Raw genomic sequence first — 20,318 nt, forward strand, 5'->3', positions numbered from 1 at the left:
CTGGGCGGGTGAGGATGAAGGTCGCCGCCGTGCGGACGCTGCGGGTGCTGCTCGTGCTGCTCGCCCTGGCGTTCTGCGCCTACAGCGTGATCGACCAGTGGGACGCGACGACGCGGGCGTTCCGGGAGATGTCCTGGGCGACGCTCGCGGGGTCCCTCGCCGTCGGCGTGGCGGGCCTGTTCGCGTGGATGCTGGGCTGGCGGACCTTCCTGGCCGGGCTGGGGTCGCCGCTGCCGCTGCGGGCCGCGTTCCGGATCTCGGCGATCTCCCAGCTCGGCAAGTACGTGCCGGGCAAGGTGTGGGCGCTCGTCACGCAGATCGAGATGGCGCGCGAGCACAAGGTCCCCGCCGAGCGCAGCTTCGGCTCGACGCTGCTGGCGGTGGCCTCGTCCACGGCCAGCGGCCTGGCCGTCGCGGCGGCGACGCTGCCGCTGACGTCCGCGGCGGCCCGCGAGAAGTACTGGTGGCTGTTCCCGCTGGCGCCCGTCCTGCTGGCGGCGCTGCACCCGGCGGTGGTGACGTGGTGCCTCGGCACGATGCTGAGGCTCATCCGGCGGCCGCCGCTGGAGCGGCCCGTCGGCCTGGGCGTGACCCTGCGGGCGATCGGCTGGACGGTCCTCGGCTGGGCGCTGTTCGGCGTCCACACCTGGCTGCTGTGCGTCGCCGTGGGCGGGGACGGGGCGGGCCTGCCGTTCCTCGCCACCGGCGCCTACGCGCTCGCGTTCGTCGCGGGCTTCCTCGTCTTCATCGCGCCGGGCGGGATCGGGGCCCGGGAGGCCGCGCTGACCGTCGTGCTGACACCGGTGCTCCCGGCGGGAGCGCCGGTCGTCGTCGCCATCGCCTCGCGCGTCGTGCTGACCGTCGCCGACCTGCTCAACGCGGGCGCCGCCCTCCTCCTGGGACGGGGCGCCGCGCGGGAGGCCGCCGCGACCGGCCCCGGGGGACCCGGGAATGAACCCGCCTCTGACGCGCTTGTCAGGGGTACACCGCAAACGAAGGAGGGACCGTGACCGGCCCCATCACCGTGACCGACGCGACGTTCGACGACGAGGTCCTCAAGAGCGACACCCCGGTACTGGTCGACTTCTGGGCCGAGTGGTGCGGCCCCTGCCGCATGATCGCCCCCGTCCTCGACCAGATCGCCGAGGAGAAGGACGGAAAGATCCGGATCGCGAAGCTGGACTACGACGCCAACCCGAAGACGCCGCAGAAGTACGGCGTGATGGGCCTGCCCACCCTGCTGCTCTACAAGAACGGCGAGGTCGTGGAGCAGATCGTCGGCGCCAAGCCGAAGCGCGCGCTGCTCAAGGTGCTCGAACCGCACCTGTGAGCCCGCTCGTCGGCTGAGCCCGCGCGTCAGCAGAGCCCGCTCGTCAGCGTCTCGAGGTAGGCGGCCCACACCGGGCCGTGGTCGACCGGGCGGACGCCGGAGCGCAGCCGCTCCGGCTCCCCCGGCGCGTAGAACCGTTCGAGGGCCCGGGTGAGCGCGGGCACGTCGCCGGGCGCGCAGACGAGGCCGTCCTCGCCGTCGCGGACCTGGCGGGCGAACCCGCCCACGTCCGTGGCGATCACCGGCAGGCCGTACTCGTGGGCCATCCACACGTTCTGCGAGGCGGTGGCCGTCCGGTACGGCAGGACGAGCGCGTCCGCCGCGGCGAACAGGCCCGGGACGTCCGCCGCGGGCACGTACCCGGGACGCAGCTCCACCCGCTCCGACAGCCCCAGCTCCGCGATCAGCCGCTCCGTCTCCTCCAGCCCGCCCCAGAACTCGCCCGCGACGGTCAGCCCGACGTCGGCGGGGCCCGCGGCGAGGGCGCGGAGCAGGACGTCCAGACCCTTGTACGGGCGGACGATCCCGAAGAACAGCAGCCGGTTCCGGACCTTCCCGTCGGCCTCCGGGGCGTCGGCCCGCGCCGGGAGGTGCGCGGGCATCTCCGCGACCCGCACGGGACGGCCGGTGAGGCCCCGCGCGAGGTCCGCCTGCGCCTCGGAGTGGACGAGGATCCCGTCCGCCCGCCGCAGCAGGCGCCGCATCAGCGGCACGTCGTACGGCTTGCGCTCGTGGGGCAGCACGTTGTGGCATAGCGCCACCAGGGGCGTCCGGCGGCCCAGCCCGGCCGCGATCCCCAGGTAGGCGGGCACCTGGACCGGGCTCAGCACGGCCAGCACCACCAGGTCACGCGAGCGCAGGGAGCGGCCGGTGCGCCACCAGCCGTCCGGGCGGCGCCAGTCCAGCCTCCGCCGCGTCCCCGGGAACGGCTCGCCCTCCGGTTCCGAGATCGTCTGCCGCCCGGGGTACAGGAACCCCGGGTACTGGGCGCGCCACGACTCGATCACGACGTCGTGACCGGCGGCGGCGAGCCGGTGCGCCAGCTCGGTGGTGTGGTGGGCGCCGCCCCCCTTGTAGGGGAACGCGGGCCCGACGACCGCGATCCGCATCCCGTCTCCCGGCACCGCTAGACGTCGCCGCGGGAGCGGACGATGAGGTCGGCGAGCAGCGCCAGCGACGCGATGATCAACCCCGTCACGAAGATCATGATGGTGTTGTTGGCGAAGTAGCCGAAGTGCACGACCATGTCGAACACGCCCTTGAGCAGCCCGATCACGATCAGCCACAGCGCGGGCGGCATCAGCACCTTGAGCGGGTTGAAGTACATCACCATCCGCAGTACCTGGAGGATGTACCGGTAGGCGTCCTTGGTGAAGTGGAACTTGGACTTGCCCGCCCGCTTGGCGTAGTCGATCGGCAGGTACCGCACGGGGTGCTGGTTCGACAGGAACGCGATCGTGATCGTCGTGACGCAGGAGAACCCGGGCGGCAGCAGCCGCAGGTAGGGCAGCGACACCTCGCGGCGGAACGCCCGCAGCCCGGAGTTCAGGTCCGGGATCTTCGTGTTGGTGAGCCGCTCGGCGACCTTGCGGATGAACCACTTGGCGGGGACGCGCAGCGCCTTGTGCGTGCCCTCCTCGGTGGTGCGCGCGCCGACGACCTGGTCCACCGACGGGTCGCCGTCCAGGACCTCCACCAGCTCGGGGATCCGCTCGTTGGGGTAGGACATGTCGGCGTCGGTCCACACGACGATCTCGCCGCGGGCCTGCTGGGAGCCGATGCGCCGGACGGTTCCCGAGCCGCTGTTGTGCTGGAACGCCAGGATCCGCATGTTCGGGAAGCGCGGCGCGGCCTCCTCCAGGCGCGCCAGCGTCTCGTCCGTGGAGCAGTCGTCGACGGCCAGCAGCTCGTAGGTCTTGCCGCTGCCGTCCATCGCCTTGGTGATGCGCTCGACCTCGTCGATCACATGGTCCTGCTCGTTGTAGCAGGGGAGGACGATCGTGACGTGGACCGGGCCGGACTCCGGCCGGGCGGGTGCGGGCCGCGTCTCCGGACCCGGACGGTGCGCCGGCGCGGCGGACGGAGGTGCCGGCTCGGCGGGCTGGGGCGCTGACGTGACGGGCTGGGTACTCACGCAGCGCGAGAATACTCGCACCAGGCGAACGCGACCGCCATTACCGGCCGGGCACCCCCACGACGGGCTCCGCCACCGGCCCCGCAACGGGTCTCGCTGTGGGTCTCGCAACGGTCCCGCTCCGGTTCTCGCTATGGGCGGCCGGGCGGCTCGGCGATCCACACGTCCACGCTCAGCCCCCAGGTGCCGCCGGGCGGCTCGTCCAGGGTCCGGCCGTCCTGCCGCGTCCGCAGCCGCACGACCTGGGTGACCGGGCCGTACTGCGCGACCTGGCCCGGCTCCGCCCCCATGATCACCGGATGCCGTCCCGCCGCGAACACCTTGCCGACCACCCGCCGGACGTCGGCGGGCCGCGCGCCCTTGACCGTCCGCGCCGCGGGCAGCCCGCACATTCCGCGGACGACCTGGAGGAACCGGTCGGCGGTCGCCCGTTCGACGACCACCACGGAGCGGCCCGGGCCGAGCTTGGCGCACAGGTCGCGCACCGCCGCGCGCTCGTGCTGGTCCGTCCTGGAGACCATGAGCGGCCCGGACGTCAGCACGATCGGCACCAGCAGCAGCACCACGCCCGCGGCCGCGACCGTCCGGACGACCCTCGGCCCGTACCCGAGGCGGCGGATCCGCTTCACCGTCCACGCCGCCGCGAACACGGTGAACAGCAGCAGCCCGGGGATGACCAGCCCGATCAGCCGCCGGGACGCCCACGGGTGGTCGGGGGTGATGCCCGGGCGCAGCAGGACCTGGACGGTCGTCCACACCACCACCGCGTACGGCAGCAGCCACTCCGGGGACTGGCCGCGCATCAGCCGCCGCGCCAGCAGCGCCGCCCCGAACACCGCCAGCAGCAGCGCGGGCACGCCGATGTACCAGCCGACCCAGTGCAGGGACAGCTCCGAGTACTGCCGGGTGCCGTCCATGGCCATGTGGTTGATCCGCTGGACCTGCTCGATGAAGTAGGCGTTCAGCTCGTCGTCGGGATTGCCCGGCACGCGCCGGACGGTCTGCACCAGCGGCCGGACCGCGAACCCCAGCATCACCAGCAGGGTGAGGACGGCGGCGGCACCAGGCAGCCGGCCCCGCCCGGCGGCCGCCGCGAGGCCGCGGAGCCGGGGGCCGGTGCGCCGCCAGCGCAGCAGCGGCACCACGACGCAGGTGACCGCGACGATCAGCGCTGTGAGCGCCAGCAGCGGGTCGAGGGAGGTGTGCAGGTAGCGCAGGTAGGGGCGGGAGAGCGTGTACCCCTCGACCAGCCCGCCCGCGACCCCGGCGGCGACCCCGGCCGCCAGCGGGTAGCCCGTCCGGCGCCCCCGCGCGACGAGCAGCCCGGCGAACGCCACCACCGGCAGCACGTCCCTCAGCCCGTCGATGCGGACGAGCACGATCAGCCCGAGCGCGGCGCCCGCGAGGAACGCCTTCGTCCGCGCCGACCGCGCCTCCTCCCCCCGGACGTCGTGGAGCAGCGACAGCCCGCCGAGCAGCAGCACCAGCGCGGGCAGCTCGCTGAACGTCGACCGGGACACCCACACCATCGGCAGCGTCAGCGCCAGCAGCAGCGCCCCGGCGGGCGCCCAGCGGGGCCCGGCCAGCCGCGCGACGAGCCCGGCGAACGCGAGGACGGCGCAGGCCCCGAGCAGCGGCGCCATCAGCAGCATCCCCTGGGTGCCGCCGACCCAGCCGCCCAGCGCCAGCACCATCGGCAGCCCGGCCATGAATTGCGGGACGATCGACCCGCCGTCCTCGTAGAAGGCGGGGCTCGCGTACTCCAGCGCCCGGTCGCCGCCGCCGAACGCCCATTCCATCCGCGGGATCGGCAGCGAGCCGTGGTCGGTCAGCCACGTCGCGAACTGCACGTACGAGGCCGGGTCCCGGCGCACGATGATCTGCTCGGAGCACATGACCACCTGGAGCACAAGGAACGCGGCCGCCACCGCGAACACCCCCGCGGTCGCCCACCACGGCACCACCCCCCGCCCCCCGGCGGCCGTGGCCCCGCCGTCCTGCGACCCGCCAGCGTCCTGCGACCCGCCGACGTCCTTCCCCCCGCCGACACCTCGCGACCCGGCGACGTCCTCGCGTGGCCGTGATCGCAGGCCCTGCCACAGCGCGAGCCCCGCGACGGGCACGAAGAGGCAGATCGCCGGGCCCGGACGGAACACCCCGGCCAGCAGGAGCGGCAGCGACACGGCGAGCCACGCCACGAGGAGCAGCGCAGGGGCCACGGTGACCCGCGCGAGCAGCCGGCCCGCGCGCCGGTCCATGAGGTGGTCGTCCATCGGTGCGGAGCGTAGCGGTCCCGGACTCCGCAGCGGCCCGTGCCGGGCCGTGACTCCCGTTGAGGCTCGGCCACCGCACCGCCTCGGACCTCTACGCTCGCCCCATGACCACACGCGCCAGCGGCGACGCGCCGGGACCGGCGGACCTGCTCCGGCGGCGGGTCGCCGACGATCCGTCCCGCCCCTTCGTGACCTTCTACGACGACGCGCGAGGCGAGCGCGTCGAGCTGTCGGCCCGCACGTTCGACAACTGGGTCGCCAAGACGGCCAACTTCCTCGTGGACGGTCTCGGCGCCGAACCGGGAACGCGGGCGGTGCTCGCGCTGCCGCCGCATTGGCAGACCGCGGTGTGGCTGATGGCCTGCTGGTCGGCGGGAATCGTCGCGGAGCCGGTGGATCCGGAGTCCGTCCGGGCGGGAGCGGGCGGGGGCGCGGCCGAACCCTCCGGGGGGTCCGCGCCGTACATCCTTGCGGCGGCCGAGGAGGTGCTGGACGACGTGATCGCGGACCCGAAGGCCCATGGCGGCGCGGAAGAGATCGTCGGCCTGTCACTGCACGCGCTCGGCGGCCCGCTCGCCGACTGCCCGCCCGGGGTGACCGACTACGCCGCCGAGGTCCGCTCGCACGGCGACCGGTTCGTCCCCGCCCCGGAGGCCGCTGCGGAGGCGCCCGCGCTCATCGTGACCCCGCAGCCGGGTGTGACAAAGACCACATTCTCCGGGACGGCCCTGGTCGGCGCGGCTCGTTCGGCCGTGCAGAAATGGGACCTTGACGCTCGGAGCCGTGTCCTGGTTGACATGTCGTTCGCCACACTCGACGGGGTTCTGGCGGGCCTGCTCGCACCACTAGCCTCAGGTGCTTCCGTCATAATTCAACGAAACTTTGACAAAGCCGTCCTCGACCGTCGGGTCACCCTGGAGCATGTGACGGCGGTGGCCGGGCTTCCCGGATGGAATGACGCATCCGGGTCCCCGCGCCTGCTCGCCTGACCTACGCTCTCCCTTGCTCCCGCTACGACCGTCATGCCATCCGATCCCCCGGAAAGCGGGCCAGCCCCCGGACCACGGAGCCGATGAACAGCAACCCGATGTACATGGAGTACGTCGACGACGCCGACCCGCAGACGGCGCCGCCTCGACGCGGCTGGCGCATCCTCGGCTGGGTGTGCATCGGGCTGTCGGCGGTCATGGTCGTCGGTTCCCTGACCGCCTACGGTCTCTACCGCAAGGCGTTCGGGAACATCTCGCACGAGGACGTCAACGCCCAGCTCGGCCCGAACCGGCCGAAGAAGCTGAACAGCGCGATGAACATCCTGCTCCTCGGCTCCGACACCCGCGAGGGGTCCAACGCCAAGTACGGCCGCTCGATGAAGAACGAGCCGCCGCGCTCGGACACGATGATCCTGCTGCACCTGTCCCCCGGCGGCGGGCAGGCGATGGGCATCAGCTTCCCCCGCGACCTGATGGTGCGGATGCCGGCCTGCCGGACCAAGGACGGCCGGACGGTCCCCGCCTCGGCCCGCGCCCAGATCAACTCGGCGTTCACCAACGGCGGCGCGGCCTGCGTGATGAAGACGATCGAGAGCATCTCCAACATCCGCATCGACCACTTCATGCAGGTCGACTTCAACGGCTTCAAGTCGATCACCAACGCGGTGGGCGGCGTCCCGGTGTGCCTGCCGAAGGACGTCAACGACCCCAAGTCCAAGCTCCGGCTGGGCAGGGGCAAGCACACCATCCAGGGTGAGACGGCCCTCGCCTACGTCCGTGTCCGGCACGGCCTCGGCGACGGCTCCGACACCGACCGCATCAAGCGGCAGCAGAAGTTCATGGGCGCCCTCGCGAACAAGGCGATGAGCGCCGGGGTGCTCAGCAACCCCAGGAAGCTGCTGTCGCTGATGAACGCGGCGACCAAGTCGCTCACCACCGACGAGGAGCTCACGCCGCAGGTCATGATGCGGATCGCCCAGGGCATGCAGGGCATGACCTCGGGCAAGCTGCGCTTCGTCACCGTCCCGTCCGGCCCGGACCCGGCCGACCCGAACCGGGTGGCGCTCACGGCCGGCGCGCAGCCGTTCTTCGCCTCCATCCGCAACGACAAGACGGTCCCCAGCGAGCCGAAGCCCGGCGCGTCCAAGATCCCGCCGAGCCAGGTGCGGGTGCGTGTCTACAACGCCAGCGGGATCGAGGGCCAGGCCCGGCGCGTCGCCGACGACCTGGAGTCGCAGGGCTTCCAGGTCAGCGTGGGCGGCAACGCCTCCACCACGGCGATCACCAAGGTCCTGTACGGTTCGGGTGCCGACCAGCAGGCCCAGACGCTGACCGCGCTGATCCCGAGCAAGCCGCAGGCCGCGGCTCGGGTGAGCGGCGGCAGTCCCGGCGTCGTCGACCTGATCGTCGGCTCCGACTGGACGGCACTGAAGAACGCCAGGGGGGGAATCCCCAAGCAGGACGGCGAGATCAAGGCCGACGACGACATCTGCAAGGGAACCTGACCGCGCAGCCATGACGTACACCACCCGGTCCTCCGCGCCCGGCACGGCCCAGCCCGGCACCGTGCCGCCCGGCACGATCCAGCCCGGCGCGCTGCCGCCCGAGGCGGCGCGGCAGCCCGACCGGCCCTGGGCGGCGGAGGAGGTCCCGGCCGAGCCCGCGGCGCCCGTCCCGGACGCGGCGCCGGCACCGGCGCGCAAGCCCCGCGACCCGTTCTTCGACAACGCGAAGTACCTGGCGATCCTGCTGGTGGTGGCGGGGCACTCCCTGGCCAACCTGCAGAACGTCCCCCTGGCCAAGGGCCTGTACATCTTCATCTACATGTTCCACATGCCGCTGTTCATCGTGATCACCGGCTACTTCTCGCGGAACTGGACGTTCTCCGGCGGCAAGGCCCGCAAGCTCATCACCAACGTCGGCGTGCCCTACGTGGTGTTCGAGTTCGCCTACTCCATCTACGACTGGCTGGCGGGGCGCAACGAGCTGGAGATCAGCCTGCTCAACCCGTACTACCTCACCTGGTTCCTGTGCGCGCTGTTCCTGTGGCGGCTGTCCACGCCGGTCTGGCAGCAGATCCGGTGGCCGCTGGCGGTGGCGCTGGTGTTCTCGCTGCTGTCCTACATGAGCGACCTCGGCGGCACCTTCGACATCCACCGGGTGGTCGGCCTGCTCCCGTTCTACGTCCTCGGCCTGTGCCTGAAGCCCGAGCACTTCGAGCTGCTGAAGAAGCCCGTCGCGCGGCCGATCGGGTTCGTGGTCCTCGGGGTCGGGCTCGCCTGCTCCTACCTGGTGATGAACCACATGTCCCGGGACTGGATCTTCTGGAAGCACCCGCACTTCGAGCTCGGCGTCGGCAACTTCGCGGGGACGGTGATGCGGCTCGGCATGTTCGTCAGCGCGACGCTGCTCGTCGCGGCGTTCCTGGCGATCGTCCCGCGCAGGCAGTACTGGTTCACCCAGCTCGGCGCGGCCACCCTGTACGCCTACCTGCTGCACGGGTTCGTCACCCGGCTGCTGAACTTCACCGGCTGGTGGGGCGCGGAGTGGATGCACACCCCGGCCGGCGTGTTCGCGGTGATCGCCGGAGCCGTGGTCGTGGGCACGGTCCTGTGCTCCAAGCCCGTCGTGCGGTGCATGAGCTGGGCGCTGGAGCCGAAGATGACCTGGATCTTCACGCCGCTGCGCCGTCCCCAGAGGCGTACCTGAGACACGGCCGGGGCGCCGCCCTGAGCGGCACGTCCATGATCGCCGGAATTTCCGGAGTCTGCCGCATCCGGCCACGGCGGCGGCGGCCGGGGCACTAGAGTCGCCATGCCTCCCTGTGAACGGTGGTCAGGTACCAAATGAATCTTTCGGAGACATGACGGAAACCCTCCCCCAGTCACGCCCCCCGGCCGACGAGCCCCCCGGGCGGCCCGCCGAGTCCGCGCCGCCCCCGCGGGCGCGCGACGCCTACTTCGACAACGCCAAGTTCTTCACGGCCCTGCTGGTCGTCGTCGGGCACGTCTGGGCCGAGTTCGGGGACAGCGACGCCGCCCACGCGGCGTACATGGTGCTGTACGGCTTCCACATGCCGGTGTTCGTGTTCATCTCCGGGTACTTTTCCCGTGGATTCATGCGTTCCACGGAGAAGTTCCGGAGCATCTTCCCCACTTTGATCGTCCCCTACGTCATTTTCATCGTGCTTTACCGGGTGCAGCTCGTCGTCATCAACGATGTCGATTTCCGGCTCAGCTCGCTTTTGCGTCCGCACTTCCTCATGTGGTTCCTGGTGGCGATGGTGTTCTGGCGGCTGAGCGCGCCGCTGTGGGGGCACCTGCGCCATCCGGTCGCGGTGTCGCTCGCGCTGGCGCTCGTCGCGGGGACCTGGGCCTTCACCGCCGACTCGACGCTCAGCCGGACGGCCGGGCTGCTGCCCTTCTTCGTGCTCGGGCTGACGATCGAGCCCCGGCACGTGCACGTCCTGCGCCGCGGCTGGGCGCGGTGGGCGGGCCTCGGCGTCCTGCTCGCCGCGCTGCCCATCGCCTACGTCTGGGAGCGCGGCACGGTCGTCCCGAAGATCAACCGGGGCTTCGTGTGGTGGACCCTCGGATACGAGGACATGGGCTACTCGACGCTGGAGGGCATGGGCGGGCGCGTCCTCGCCACGGTGCTCGCGCTCGTCCTCGGCGCGGCGTTCCTCGCCACGATCCCGCGCGGCCGGGCCTGGTACACCCGGATGGGGACGCGGACGATGTACGTCTACCTGCTGCACGGCCTCGTCGTGAAGACGTTCGACTACAGCGGCCTGCTCGACCGGTCCGTCCTGCACAACCCGGCCGGCCTGGTCGCGGTCACGCTCGCGGCGGTCGCGCTCGGCGTGGCGCTGGCCACCGAGCCGGTGCGGCGCGCGACCCGCTGGGCGGTCGAGCCCCAAGCCCGGTGGCTGCTCAAGCCCTCACATCCCAGGACATAAGCTCTTACTACGTCTGCGGGTATAGTCCAGCTTTCCCCGAGTAGTTGATTGGCCTTCGCGTGAGCAGTGGTAACGGCATCTCCCTGAGCATCATCGTGCCCGTGCACAAAGTGCAGGGCTACATCCGGCAGTGCCTGGATTCGATCCTCGACCCCGACCTTCCGAACCTGGAAGTCATCGCCGTCGACGACGCCTCGCCGGACGGATGCGGGGAGATCCTCGACGAGTTCGCCGAGCGGGACTCCCGGGTCCGGGTGCTGCACCTCGCCGAGAACGTCGGCCTCGGGCACGCCCGCAACGCGGGGCTGGACGCCGCGACCGGCGACTACGTGTGGTTCTTCGACAGCGACGACCACGCCACCGAGGGGGCCGTCCGCGCGGTCTGCGACCGGCTCGCCGAGACCCGTCCCGACGTCCTGGTCTTCGACTACGCGCGGTCCTACTGGAACGGCAAGGTCAAGCGCAGCATCATCAACGACCTGTTCCGGGAGCCGCCCGCGCCGGACGTGTTCACGCTGGAGGAGCGCCCGAGCGTCCTTGAGATGATGATGACGGCGTGGAACAAGGCGATCCGCCGGCAGTTCCTCCTCGACCTCGGGCTGCGCTTCAGCGGCGGCTACTACGAGGACGTCAACGTCACCTACCCGATCCTGATGGCCGCCGAGCGGCTGAGCCTGCTGGACCGGGTCTGCTACATCTACCGGCAACGCCGCCGCGGTGCGATCACCAAGACGACCGGCGCCAAGCACTTCGACGCCTTCGCCCAGTACGACCGCATCTTCGCCTTCATGGACGAGATGGGGCCGAAGGCCGACCCGTTCCGGCAGCTGATGTTCGACCGGACGATCTGGCACCTGCTGGTGATCATCGAGCGCGGCGACCGGGTGCACGAGTCGGAGAACGAGCGGTTCTTCTCCGAGATGTCCAAGACCTACAACCGGTACCGGCCGGAAGGGCACGTCCCGCCCGACACCAAGCCGTTCCTGGCCGAGAAGCACCGGCTGATCCAGAAGAACGACTACCGGGGCTTCCAGCGCCTCGGCGCCGGGTCGGTGAAGGCCAAGGCGAAGAAGCCCGCCCGCAAGGCCAACAACCTCCGCAAGCGCGGCGTGCTGTACTCCAAGGAGGTGGCCAAGGACCGCTACTACCAGATGCAGCGGCGCCTGGCCATCGACGAGAACCTCGCCGTGTTCGCCGCCTACTGGTACCGCGGGTACGCCTGCAACCCCGCGGCGATCTACGAGAAGGCGCGGGAGCTGGCCCCGCACATCCGCGGCGTGTGGGTGGTGAAGCCGGGGGCGCGCAAGGACATGCCGAAGGGCGTGGAGTACGTCGTGTCCGGGTCGGCCGACTACTACCGGACCATCGCCCGCGCGAAGTACTTCGTCAACAACGTCAACTTCCCGGACCACTACGTCAAGCGCCCCGGCCAGGTGCACATGATGACGCAGCACGGCACCCCGCTGAAGAAGATGGGCCTCGACCAGATGGAGTTCCCGGTCGGCGCCAAGGACATGGACTTCAAGGCCCTCATCACCCGCTCGGACCGCTGGGACTACCTGCTCTCGTCCAACCCGCTGTCCAGTGAGGCGTGGGAGCGCGGGTTCCCGTGCAACTACGAGATGCTGGAGATCGGCTACCCGCGCAACGACCGGCTCGTCCAGGCCGATGAGGAGGAGCGCGGGCGGCTGCGCGCCGCCCTCGGCGTCCCCGAGGGCGCGACCGCGGTCCTGTACGCGCCGACGCACCGCGACTACCAGCGGCACTACACCCCGATGTTCGACATCGGCCGGTTCGTCGAGCAGCTCGGCCAGGACCACGTGCTGCTCCTGCGCGCGCACTACTACTACAAGCTCAAGAACATGGCCGCGGACATGGGCTGGCCCGAGGGCCGCGTCATCGACGTGTCCAAATACCCGTCGGTCGAGGACCTCGCCATCGCCTCGGACGCGCTGCTCACCGACTACTCGTCGGTCATGTTCGACTACGCCAACCTCGACAAGCCGATCGTCATCTACGCCAACGACTGGGAGACCTACAAGCTGACCCGCGGGGTCAACTTCGACCTCACCGCCACCCCGCCGGGCGTCGTCGCCACGACGGAGAGCGAGCTGGTCGACGCGTTCGTGTCCCGGGCGGCGTGGAGCGACACCGCGAACAAGGCGCGCGAGAACTTCCGGGCGCGCTTCTGCCCGTGGGACGACGGCCACGCCGCCGAGCGCGCCGTCCGCCGGATGTTCCTGGGCGAGAAGGTCCCCAGCCCGCCACGGTGATCGCCGGGACGCCTTGATCGTCCTGCCCGCTCCAGTACCCTCGGTGGACCCCGCTTCGAGCCGGGCCCGCCGTTCACACCATGCCGTCGCACACATGCCGGCTCACACCAGGCCGTCTCATGGCGTGCCGGCCGACAACATGCCGTCTCACGACCCGGCGCCCGGCGCCGGGTCCCCAAGTGGTCGAAGGAGTGGGTCGCTTGTCCAGCCGGATCAGCGTCATCGTCCTCTCGCACGGCGCCGGTGAGGCGCTGCCGGACACGCTGGCGTCCCTCGCCGCCCAGCCGCACCGCGCGCTGGAGGTGCTCGTCATGGACGACGGCACCGGCGCCGCCGCCGGGACGGCGCTCCCCGACGACCGGTTCCGGCTCATACGGGAGGGCGCGCTCAGCCGGGGCGCCGCCCGCGGGCGCGGCGCCGCCGCCGCGGACGGGGAGTTCCTGCTGTTCGTCGACGGCGGCGACGAACTGCCCCCGGACGCGCTCGGCCTGCTGGTGGACGCGCTGGAGCGGTCGGGGTCGGACGTCGCGATGGGCGCCGAGGCCGCCAGGAAGCGCACCGGCCAGGTGTGGTCGTGGCAGCCGCGCAAGGCGTCCGTGCCGCCGGCGACGGGCACCGACCTGCGCCGGGAGCCCGGGCTGATCCTCAGCCGGCGGATCGCCGGGAAGCTGTTCCGCCGCTCCTTCTGGACCGCCGCCGCGCTGGAGTTCCCCGACATCGGCCGGTACGACGACCTCGCCGTGACCGTCCGGGCGCTGCATCTGGCCAAGGCCGTCGACGTCCTGCCGGAGGTGGTGCTGCGGCGGCGGAACGTCCAGCACGAGCCGACGACGGAGGCGCAGGACATCGCGGACGGGTTCGGCGCGGTCACGCTCGCGACGACCTGGCTCACCGAGCACGGCGACGCCGGGGACGCGCGGCGGCTCCAGCTCGCGGCCGTCACCACCGAGCTGCGCGTGTTCCTGGACGTGCTGCCCGACCTGCCCGCCGACGAGCGCGAGCAGGTCGTCGCGCAGGCGGCCGCGTACGCGGCCACGGTCCCGCCGAAGGTGTTCGCCGACGCGCCCGCCCTCGTCCGGCTCAAGTGGCACCTCGCCGCCACGGGCCACACCACGGAGCTGGTGAAGGTCGTCCGGTACGAGCGCGGCAAGTCCTCGCCGTCGATCGTCCGCGACCCGCTGCGCCGGTACGTGGTGTACCCGTACTGGAAGGACGGCTCGCTCGACATCCCCCGCGAGGTGTACCGCGCCCGCGACGAGGTCCGGATGCGGGGCCGCGTCCACGCGGTGGGCTGGGACGGCGACCGGCTCACCGTGACGGGCGAGGCGTACATCAACTCGGTCAGCTCGCGCCGCCGCTGGACGTCGCTGAAAGCCGTCACGCTGCGGTCGGGCGACCGGAAGGTCACCGCGAGAGCGCGGCAGATACCTAAGCCCGGCAAATCGTCCGGGTGGTCGGGGTTCGAGTTCTCGCTCGACGCGGGACGCCTCCGTGACCACGGGACGTGGGTCGAGGGCGTCTGGGACGTCGAGGCGTCCGTGCTGAACTCCGGCGTGTTCCGCAGGGGCCCGCTGCGCGGCGGCGGGTCCGGCACCGGCGCGCACCCCCCGTACCGGTACGTCGCCGGCGACGTGCGGATCGTCCCGCAGATCGTGGAGGGGAACCTGCGCGTGCTGGTGGAGAAGGTCCGGGTCAAGGCCACCGGGCTGCGCTGGGACGGCGACGACCTGGTCATCGAGGTCGCGTCGGCCGGCGAGCCGCCCGCGGGGCTGGTCCTGCGGCTCGGCGACACCACCGTCGAGGTCCCGCTGGAGGACGGCGACGGCGGGACGCCCAGGACGCGGCGCGCCCGGATCGACCCGGCCGCGCTCGCGGACGTGCCGATCTCCGAGGACGCCATCGACGACACCCGCGACTGGACGGTCTCCGCCGGGGGCCGCCCGCTCGTGCTCGCCGAGGGCGTGCAGGACGCCGAGCGGCCGTTCGGCGCGCTGGAGGTCGGCGCGGGCCGCGGCCCGGGCGGCTACCTGCGTGTCCGGCTGACGACGACCCGGCTGCTCGTCACCGGCTGCGCGTGGCGCCCGGACGGCACCCTCGCGCTCACCGCGACGCACGCCGCGCACCCGGGCGGGCAGATCGTGCTGCGCGGGCGGGCCCGCCGCAAGGAGTTCGCGTTCGACCTCGTCGGCGACGGGTCGGGGACGCTGCGGGCCGAGGTGCCGGTGGCGGCCGTGCCGGGCGTCGCGGGCGTGCTGCCGCTGCGTCCGGGCCGCTGGGACGTGCTGTTCCGGCCCGCCGGGGGCGGCCGGGCGCTGACCGTCCGGCTCACCGGCGCGGCGCAGAAGGGGCTGCCCGAGGCGCAGCGGGTCGCGCGGCGCGGCTACGACCTGGAGACCACCGACGGGCGGCTCGTCGTGGCGGTGACCGGCGACGTGTCCCAGGAGGAACGCTCCTCCGGCCCGAAGATCCGCGAGGAGGCCCGCCGCCGGGTCGACCGCGACGGGCTGCGCGACACGGTCCTGTACTCCTGCTTCAACGGCCGCCAGTACTCCGACAGCCCGAAGGCGATCCACCAGGAGCTCGTCCGGCGCGGCTCGGACCTGGGGCAGCTCTGGGTCGTCAACGACGCGCAGGTGGAGCTGCCGGACACGCTGGAGGCGGTGCGGCTGAACGGCGCCGAGTGGCAGGAGGCCGTGGCGACCTCGCGCTACATCGTCACGAACCACCGGCTCGGCGACTGGTTCCAGCGGCACCCGGACCAGATCGTCCTGCAGACCTGGCACGGCACCCCGCTGAAGAAGATCGGCAAGGACATCAAGGAGGTGCACTTCGCCTACGCGCCCGGCATGAAGAAGGCGCTCCAGGCCAAGACCACCGGCCCCGCCGTCCCCGAGTGGAGCCACCTGCTGTCCCCGAACCCGTTCAGCACGGAGATCTTCCGCCGCGCGTTCGCGTTCACGGGCGAGATCATCGAGGCCGGGTACCCGCGCAACGACCTGATGCACAGCCCCGAGGCCGACGTCGTCGCCAAGGACGTCCGGGCGCGGCTCGGCATCCCCGAGGGCAAGAAGGTCGTGCTGTACGCGCCGACGTGGCGCGACGACCAGTACTACAGCAAGGGCCGCTACAAGTTCGACATGCGGCTCGACCTGGACCGCGCCCGCGACGCGCTCGGCGACGACCACGTGCTGCTCGTCCGGCTGCACACCAACGTCGTGGACGGCATCACCGAGGACGACGCCGGGTTCGTCCGGGACGTCTCGCTCTACCCCGACATCACCGAGCTGTACCTGATCGCCGACATGATGATCAGCGACTACTCGTCGGTGATGTTCGACTATGCCAACACCGGCCGCCCCATGCTGTTCTTCACCTATGATCTGGCCGACTACCGTGACCGGCTCCGCGGCTTCTACTTCGACTTCGAGGCCGAGGCGCCGGGGCCGCTGGTGGAGACCTCCGACGCGCTGATCGAGGCGATCCGCGACGTCGGGGCCGCCACCGCCGGCCACCGGGACCGCTACGAGGAGTTCGTGCACCGGTTCTGCCCCCTGGACGACGGGAACGCCGCCGCCCGCACCGTCGACCACGTCTTCCGATCATCGACCTGAACGGCGCCCCGCCATGACACTTCCGAAGGTCAGCGTCATCGTCCCCGTGTACAACTGCCGCGCGTCGGTGGAGGCCACGCTGCGTTCGGTGTTCGACCAGACGCTCGGCTCCGGGACGATCGAGGTGATCGCGGTGGACGACGGGTCCACCGACGGCAGCGGGGACGAGCTGGACCGGATCGCGGAGTCGCACGCCGGGCTCACGGTCCTGCGGCGGCCGAACTCCGGCGGGCCCGGCGCCCCGCGCAACGCGGCGATCGACCGCGCCCGCGGCGAGTACCTGTTCTTCCTGGACGCCGACGACCGCCTCGGCCCGGAGGCGCTGGAGCGCCTGTGCGCGATGGCCGACGAGAACGGCACCGACGTGGTCATCGGCAACTACGTCGGCGTCGGGCGGGGCGTGGCGCGGTTCGAGGAGAACGTCCCGCGGGTGACCGTGGACGACCCGGACTTCGACGTCTACGGCAGGTCGCTGACCGCGCACAAGCTGTTCCGCAGGGACCTGGTGGAGCGGCACGGGATCCGCTTCCCCGAGGGGATCCTCTCGGGCGAGGACAAGGTGTTCACCGGCCACGCCCTGCTGTGCTCGTCGGGCGTGTCGATCGTCGCCGACTACGACTGCTACTACCTCGTCGAACGCGAGGACGGCACCAGCATCATGCAGGCGGGCGGCGCCGCGCCCGCGGAGTACTACGCCAAGGCGGCCCGGCCGCTGCTCGAACAGGTCATGGCGCACACCAAGCCCGGGATGGTCCGCGACCGGATGCTGGTCCGGCATTTCCAGCGCGACGTCCTGCACCGGCTCAACGGCGCCTTCCTCGCGGCGTCCGCCGATGACCGGCGCGCGACGCGGGACGGGGTCCGCACCCTGTGCGAGGACTTCCTCACCCCGGCCGTGCTCATGCGGATGCCGCCCCGGTACCGGCTGCTCGCCCACTGCGCGCGCAGCGGCCACCAGGAGCTGCTCGGCAAGATCGTCGAGGCGGGACTGGCGGACGAGCCGGTCCCGGTCAAGGTGGACGGGGACCGCGCCTACGCCCTGTACCCGGGGTTCCGGGAGGCGGGCGCGGCCATCCCGGACGCCTACTTCGACGTCACCGACCGGCTGCGCGTCACGCGGAGCCTGACCGCGCTCGCCTGGGACGGCGACCGGCTGCGCGTCGGCGGCACCGTCGCGATCGACCGCGTCGGCACCGGCGACCGGACGGTCGCGATTCTGCTGCGCGACAAGAAGTCCGGCGCCGAGCACCGCGTGCCCTGCGAGCCTTCCGGCGGCGGCAACAGCGACGGCGACGGCGGTGACGGTGATGATCACGGCGGCGCGGGCTTCACGGTGGCCATCGACCCGGCGACGGCGGCGTCCGGCAAGCCGCTGCCCGCGGGCGCCTGGGACCTGCACGCCGAGGTGACGCACGACCGGCTGGCGAAGGAGGGGCGGCTCGGCGCCGACCGCGATCCGGAGATCGCCGCCCCGCCCGCCCGGTTCGTGGTGTCCGGGGACGGCCCGGGCGCGGCCGTCACCCCGTTCTTCACCCGCGGCTACGGCAATCTGACCCTGACCGTCACCCCCGGCCCCGGCGCGCTGGAGAAACTCCTGCGGGTCGAGGAGATCGGCTGGGACGGCGGGGCGCGCCTGCGGATCCGCGGCCACGTGCCCGTCTCGCCCGGTGCGGCCGAGCGCGTCGGCGTGGCCGTCCGGTTGAAGGCCCGGAGCGGCGGGGACACCAAGGACGCCGAGGTCGAGACCGTCCCGGGCGAGGGCCTTCTGGAGTTCACCGCGGTCGCCGACCTGCGGGGGCTGGCCGCCGGACGCTGGGACGTCCACCTGGAGTTCACGGTCGGCGAAGAGGCCGTCCGGATGCGGGTGCCCATCGCGGCGGCGCCGAAGGCCCCGGCCGTGCCGTGCGCGCCGCTCGGGCTGCGCCGCGCCTCGTTCTACCGGACGGGCGGCGGGAACCTCGCCGTCCACATCGTCCACGGGAGGGTCCCGGCCATCGCCCGGTCGGCGGGCCGCCGCCTCACCCGGAGGTAGCCGCCGTCTCCTTTCCGGTCGTGCCGGCCGCTCCGGCCTCGGCACCTTCCGGCGGCGCGGTCTCCGACGGCACGGTCTTGGGAGACGCGGCCTCGGGCGGCAGGGTCTCGGGGGGCACGGTCTCCGACGGCACGGCCGGGCGGGGCGGCGGGAGCAGCGCCAGGCCCAGCGCGACGCACGCGAACGGGACGGCGGGCAGCACGTAGCGGTAGTCGAAATCGGCGGTCGCGGCCGGGATCACCAGCAGCGCGAGGCTGGTCCCCCAGGGCAGCAGCGCGCCCGTCCCCCAGTGCCGGACGGGCCCGAGGACCCGCCACCTCCCCCCGGACCGGGCGTACGGAAGCGCGGCGGCGAGCCCGGCGATCAGCAGGATCCCGAGGATGGTGCCGGGCATCGCCATCGTGCGCTGGTAGCCGAGCACCGTCCCGGCCCACGGGTGGACGACCCTCGGCTCACCGCCGCCGGGGTCGTACCGCTCGGCCAGCAGCGCCTGCTCGTCGCTCCACGCCTCACCCTCGGGGAACTCGTATTGCAGCCACGTCCACGGCGTGGGGTAGGGCTTGCGTTCCCACTCGAACGACCGGAACGTGTCGCGGACGACCACCCGCGCGTAGTCCCCGGGCTGCGCCTCGATCGCGTCCATGGCGAACTCGCTCGCCAGCTTGTCCGCCGTGGGGCCGGTGATCCAGCCCGGGATGTCCCGGAACGGGGAGTCGCGCGTCCACATCGCGGCGAACGCCGGGGACATCCTCGGGTCGGTGTTCTTCGGGCACATCATGGCCAGTTCGGGGCGCGGCCTGATGACGCGGCAGTCGGCGAAGTCGGCGGTGCGCCCGTACAGCCAGATGCCGTTGGCCTTGGCGAGCTTGTACTCGCCGTACTCGGCGTGGAACCAGCCCATGTAGCCCGCGACCGGCAGGACGAACGCGGCCACGGCGACCGCGCAGGCCCGCCACCCCGCCCGTCTCAGCAGCATCCCCAGCAGGATCAGCGCGATCAGCGGCAGGCCCGCCGACCGTGTCAGCGCCGCGCACGCGGTGAGCAGCCCCGCCAGGCCGCCGAGCCACCACGGCATGCGCCGCCGCCACAGCACCACCGCCACCGCCGCGAGCAGCAGGAACGCGAACAGCGAGTCCGACATGAGCATGTGCTCAAGGGCGATCTGGTGGACGGGCAGCAGCACCGGCACCGTCAGCGGCGTCGCGGCGAGCGCGGGGACCCACACGCGCCACGCCCACCGCCCGGCCTCCCCGTCCGGGCCGAGCGGCCACGCCGCCCGCGCGGCGCGCCACACCAGGACGTACACGAGCACACCGGTGAGGACGCCGACGGCGTGCTGCACCGACACCATCACGGTGAAACTGTGGAACGGCTTGATCAGCCACAGCAGGAACGGATATCCGCTCGGGCGCGTCTCGCCCGGTTTCAGCTCGATCGCGGCCTTCAGGTATCCCGGCGAGTCGCCGAACCACAGCGGCGCGGGATATCCCTTGACCGCGACGACCCGTATCCACACCGCCACCGCGAGGACGCAGGTGAACGGCAGTTGGGCCACGGCGGAACGGCCCGCCCGGCCGGCTTTCTCACGCACCCGCAAAGCCTATCGAGGTCGGCCGCACGTGCGTGACCACCCCGTCAGGCGCAATTCTTCGTCAAGCCTGCGCCGCGTCCCGGCGCTTCCGATGACCACCGGGTTACGACTCCGTGAGAATAAGGAG

At 72.1% G+C, this 20,318-nt stretch carries 13 protein-coding genes; 9 read left to right on the top strand and 4 right to left on the bottom strand.

The features are described from left to right. The first annotated feature begins 14 nt into the window (after window positions 1-14). Window positions 15-1,010: a lysylphosphatidylglycerol synthase transmembrane domain-containing protein gene (locus AGRA3207_RS14915; RefSeq protein WP_231336295.1), complete on the top strand. Its 996-nt coding sequence runs from the start codon at window positions 15-17 to the stop codon at window positions 1,008-1,010. Continuing rightward, window positions 1,007-1,330, top strand: coding sequence for a thioredoxin (gene trxA, locus AGRA3207_RS14920; protein WP_231335228.1), 324 nt, complete (start codon window positions 1,007-1,009; stop codon window positions 1,328-1,330). The genes AGRA3207_RS14915 and trxA overlap by 4 nt, the downstream gene beginning before the upstream one ends. 26 nt (window positions 1,331-1,356) lie before the next feature. On the opposite strand, the gene AGRA3207_RS14925 is transcribed toward trxA, so the two are convergent. The 3 genes from AGRA3207_RS14925 to AGRA3207_RS14935 all read right to left on the bottom strand — a co-directional run bounded on the left by AGRA3207_RS14925 (window position 1,357) and on the right by AGRA3207_RS14935 (window position 5,737). Then, a complete protein-coding gene (locus tag AGRA3207_RS14925) occupies window positions 1,357-2,439 on the bottom strand; it encodes a glycosyltransferase family 4 protein (RefSeq protein WP_231335229.1) in 1,083 nt (360 codons plus the stop codon). Between the two features lie 17 nt (window positions 2,440-2,456). After that, entirely contained in the window at window positions 2,457-3,329 is an 873-nt protein-coding gene (locus AGRA3207_RS14930) for a glycosyltransferase family 2 protein (protein ID WP_231336296.1), read from the bottom strand. 266 nt (window positions 3,330-3,595) lie between these two features. Then, window positions 3,596-5,737, bottom strand: a complete 2,142-nt coding sequence (locus AGRA3207_RS14935; RefSeq protein WP_231335230.1) for a hypothetical protein — start codon at window positions 5,735-5,737, stop codon at window positions 3,596-3,598. 104 nt (window positions 5,738-5,841) lie between these two features. Here AGRA3207_RS14935 and AGRA3207_RS14940 point away from each other — a divergent pair, with 104 nt between their 5' ends. From AGRA3207_RS14940 to AGRA3207_RS14970, 7 genes are all read left to right on the top strand, one after another. Then, complete coding sequence (locus AGRA3207_RS14940) at window positions 5,842-6,726, top strand: TIGR03089 family protein (RefSeq protein ID WP_231335231.1); 885 nt, start codon at window positions 5,842-5,844, stop codon at window positions 6,724-6,726. Between the two features lie 83 nt (window positions 6,727-6,809). After that, window positions 6,810-8,231, top strand: coding sequence for an LCP family protein (locus AGRA3207_RS14945; RefSeq protein ID WP_231335232.1), 1,422 nt, complete (start codon window positions 6,810-6,812; stop codon window positions 8,229-8,231). 10 nt (window positions 8,232-8,241) lie between these two features. Beyond that, window positions 8,242-9,435 (top strand): acyltransferase family protein, encoded by a 1,194-nt coding sequence (locus tag AGRA3207_RS14950; protein WP_231335233.1) that lies wholly within the window; start codon window positions 8,242-8,244, stop codon window positions 9,433-9,435. 154 nt (window positions 9,436-9,589) lie between these two features. Beyond that, window positions 9,590-10,684, top strand: coding sequence for an acyltransferase family protein (locus AGRA3207_RS14955; RefSeq protein ID WP_231335234.1), 1,095 nt, complete (start codon window positions 9,590-9,592; stop codon window positions 10,682-10,684). Between the two features lie 101 nt (window positions 10,685-10,785). Then, window positions 10,786-12,957: a bifunctional glycosyltransferase/CDP-glycerol:glycerophosphate glycerophosphotransferase gene (locus tag AGRA3207_RS14960; protein WP_231335235.1), complete on the top strand. Its 2,172-nt coding sequence runs from the start codon at window positions 10,786-10,788 to the stop codon at window positions 12,955-12,957. Window positions 12,958-13,157: 200 nt separating this feature from the next. Beyond that, window positions 13,158-16,568 carry a CDP-glycerol glycerophosphotransferase family protein gene (locus tag AGRA3207_RS14965; protein ID WP_231335236.1) on the top strand — a complete coding sequence of 1,137 codons (3,411 nt, stop codon included), beginning with the start codon at window positions 13,158-13,160 and terminating at the stop codon, window positions 16,566-16,568. 13 nt (window positions 16,569-16,581) lie between these two features. After that, on the top strand, window positions 16,582-18,600 hold the full coding sequence (locus tag AGRA3207_RS14970) for a glycosyltransferase family 2 protein (protein WP_231335237.1): 2,019 nt from the start codon (window positions 16,582-16,584) through the stop codon (window positions 18,598-18,600). Here the strand turns inward: AGRA3207_RS14970 and AGRA3207_RS14975 are convergent. Continuing rightward, a complete protein-coding gene (locus tag AGRA3207_RS14975) occupies window positions 18,587-20,191 on the bottom strand; it encodes a hypothetical protein (protein WP_231335238.1) in 1,605 nt (534 codons plus the stop codon). The genes AGRA3207_RS14970 and AGRA3207_RS14975 overlap by 14 nt on opposite strands. Between the last annotated feature and the right edge of the window lie 127 nt (window positions 20,192-20,318).

Origin of the sequence: Actinomadura graeca (genome assembly GCF_019175365.1) — a bacterium.
Taxonomy (GTDB): Bacteria; Actinomycetota; Actinomycetes; order Streptosporangiales; family Streptosporangiaceae; genus Spirillospora; species Spirillospora graeca.

Excerpts from the sequence above, each read along its gene's own strand:
- AGRA3207_RS14955 (WP_231335234.1), top strand. The coding sequence starts at position 9,590 with ATGACGGAAACCCTCCCCCAGTCACGCCCCCCGGCCGACGAGCCCCCC.
- AGRA3207_RS14915 (WP_231336295.1), top strand. The coding sequence starts at position 15 with ATGAAGGTCGCCGCCGTGCGGACGCTGCGGGTGCTGCTCGTGCTGCTC.
- AGRA3207_RS14945 (WP_231335232.1), top strand. The coding sequence starts at position 6,810 with ATGAACAGCAACCCGATGTACATGGAGTACGTCGACGACGCCGACCCG.
- AGRA3207_RS14935 (WP_231335230.1), bottom strand. The coding sequence starts at position 5,737 with ATGGACGACCACCTCATGGACCGGCGCGCGGGCCGGCTGCTCGCGCGG.
- AGRA3207_RS14950 (WP_231335233.1), top strand. The coding sequence starts at position 8,242 with ATGACGTACACCACCCGGTCCTCCGCGCCCGGCACGGCCCAGCCCGGC.
- AGRA3207_RS14925 (WP_231335229.1), bottom strand. The coding sequence starts at position 2,439 with ATGCGGATCGCGGTCGTCGGGCCCGCGTTCCCCTACAAGGGGGGCGGC.
- AGRA3207_RS14940 (WP_231335231.1), top strand. The coding sequence starts at position 5,842 with ATGACCACACGCGCCAGCGGCGACGCGCCGGGACCGGCGGACCTGCTC.
- AGRA3207_RS14970 (WP_231335237.1), top strand. The coding sequence starts at position 16,582 with ATGACACTTCCGAAGGTCAGCGTCATCGTCCCCGTGTACAACTGCCGC.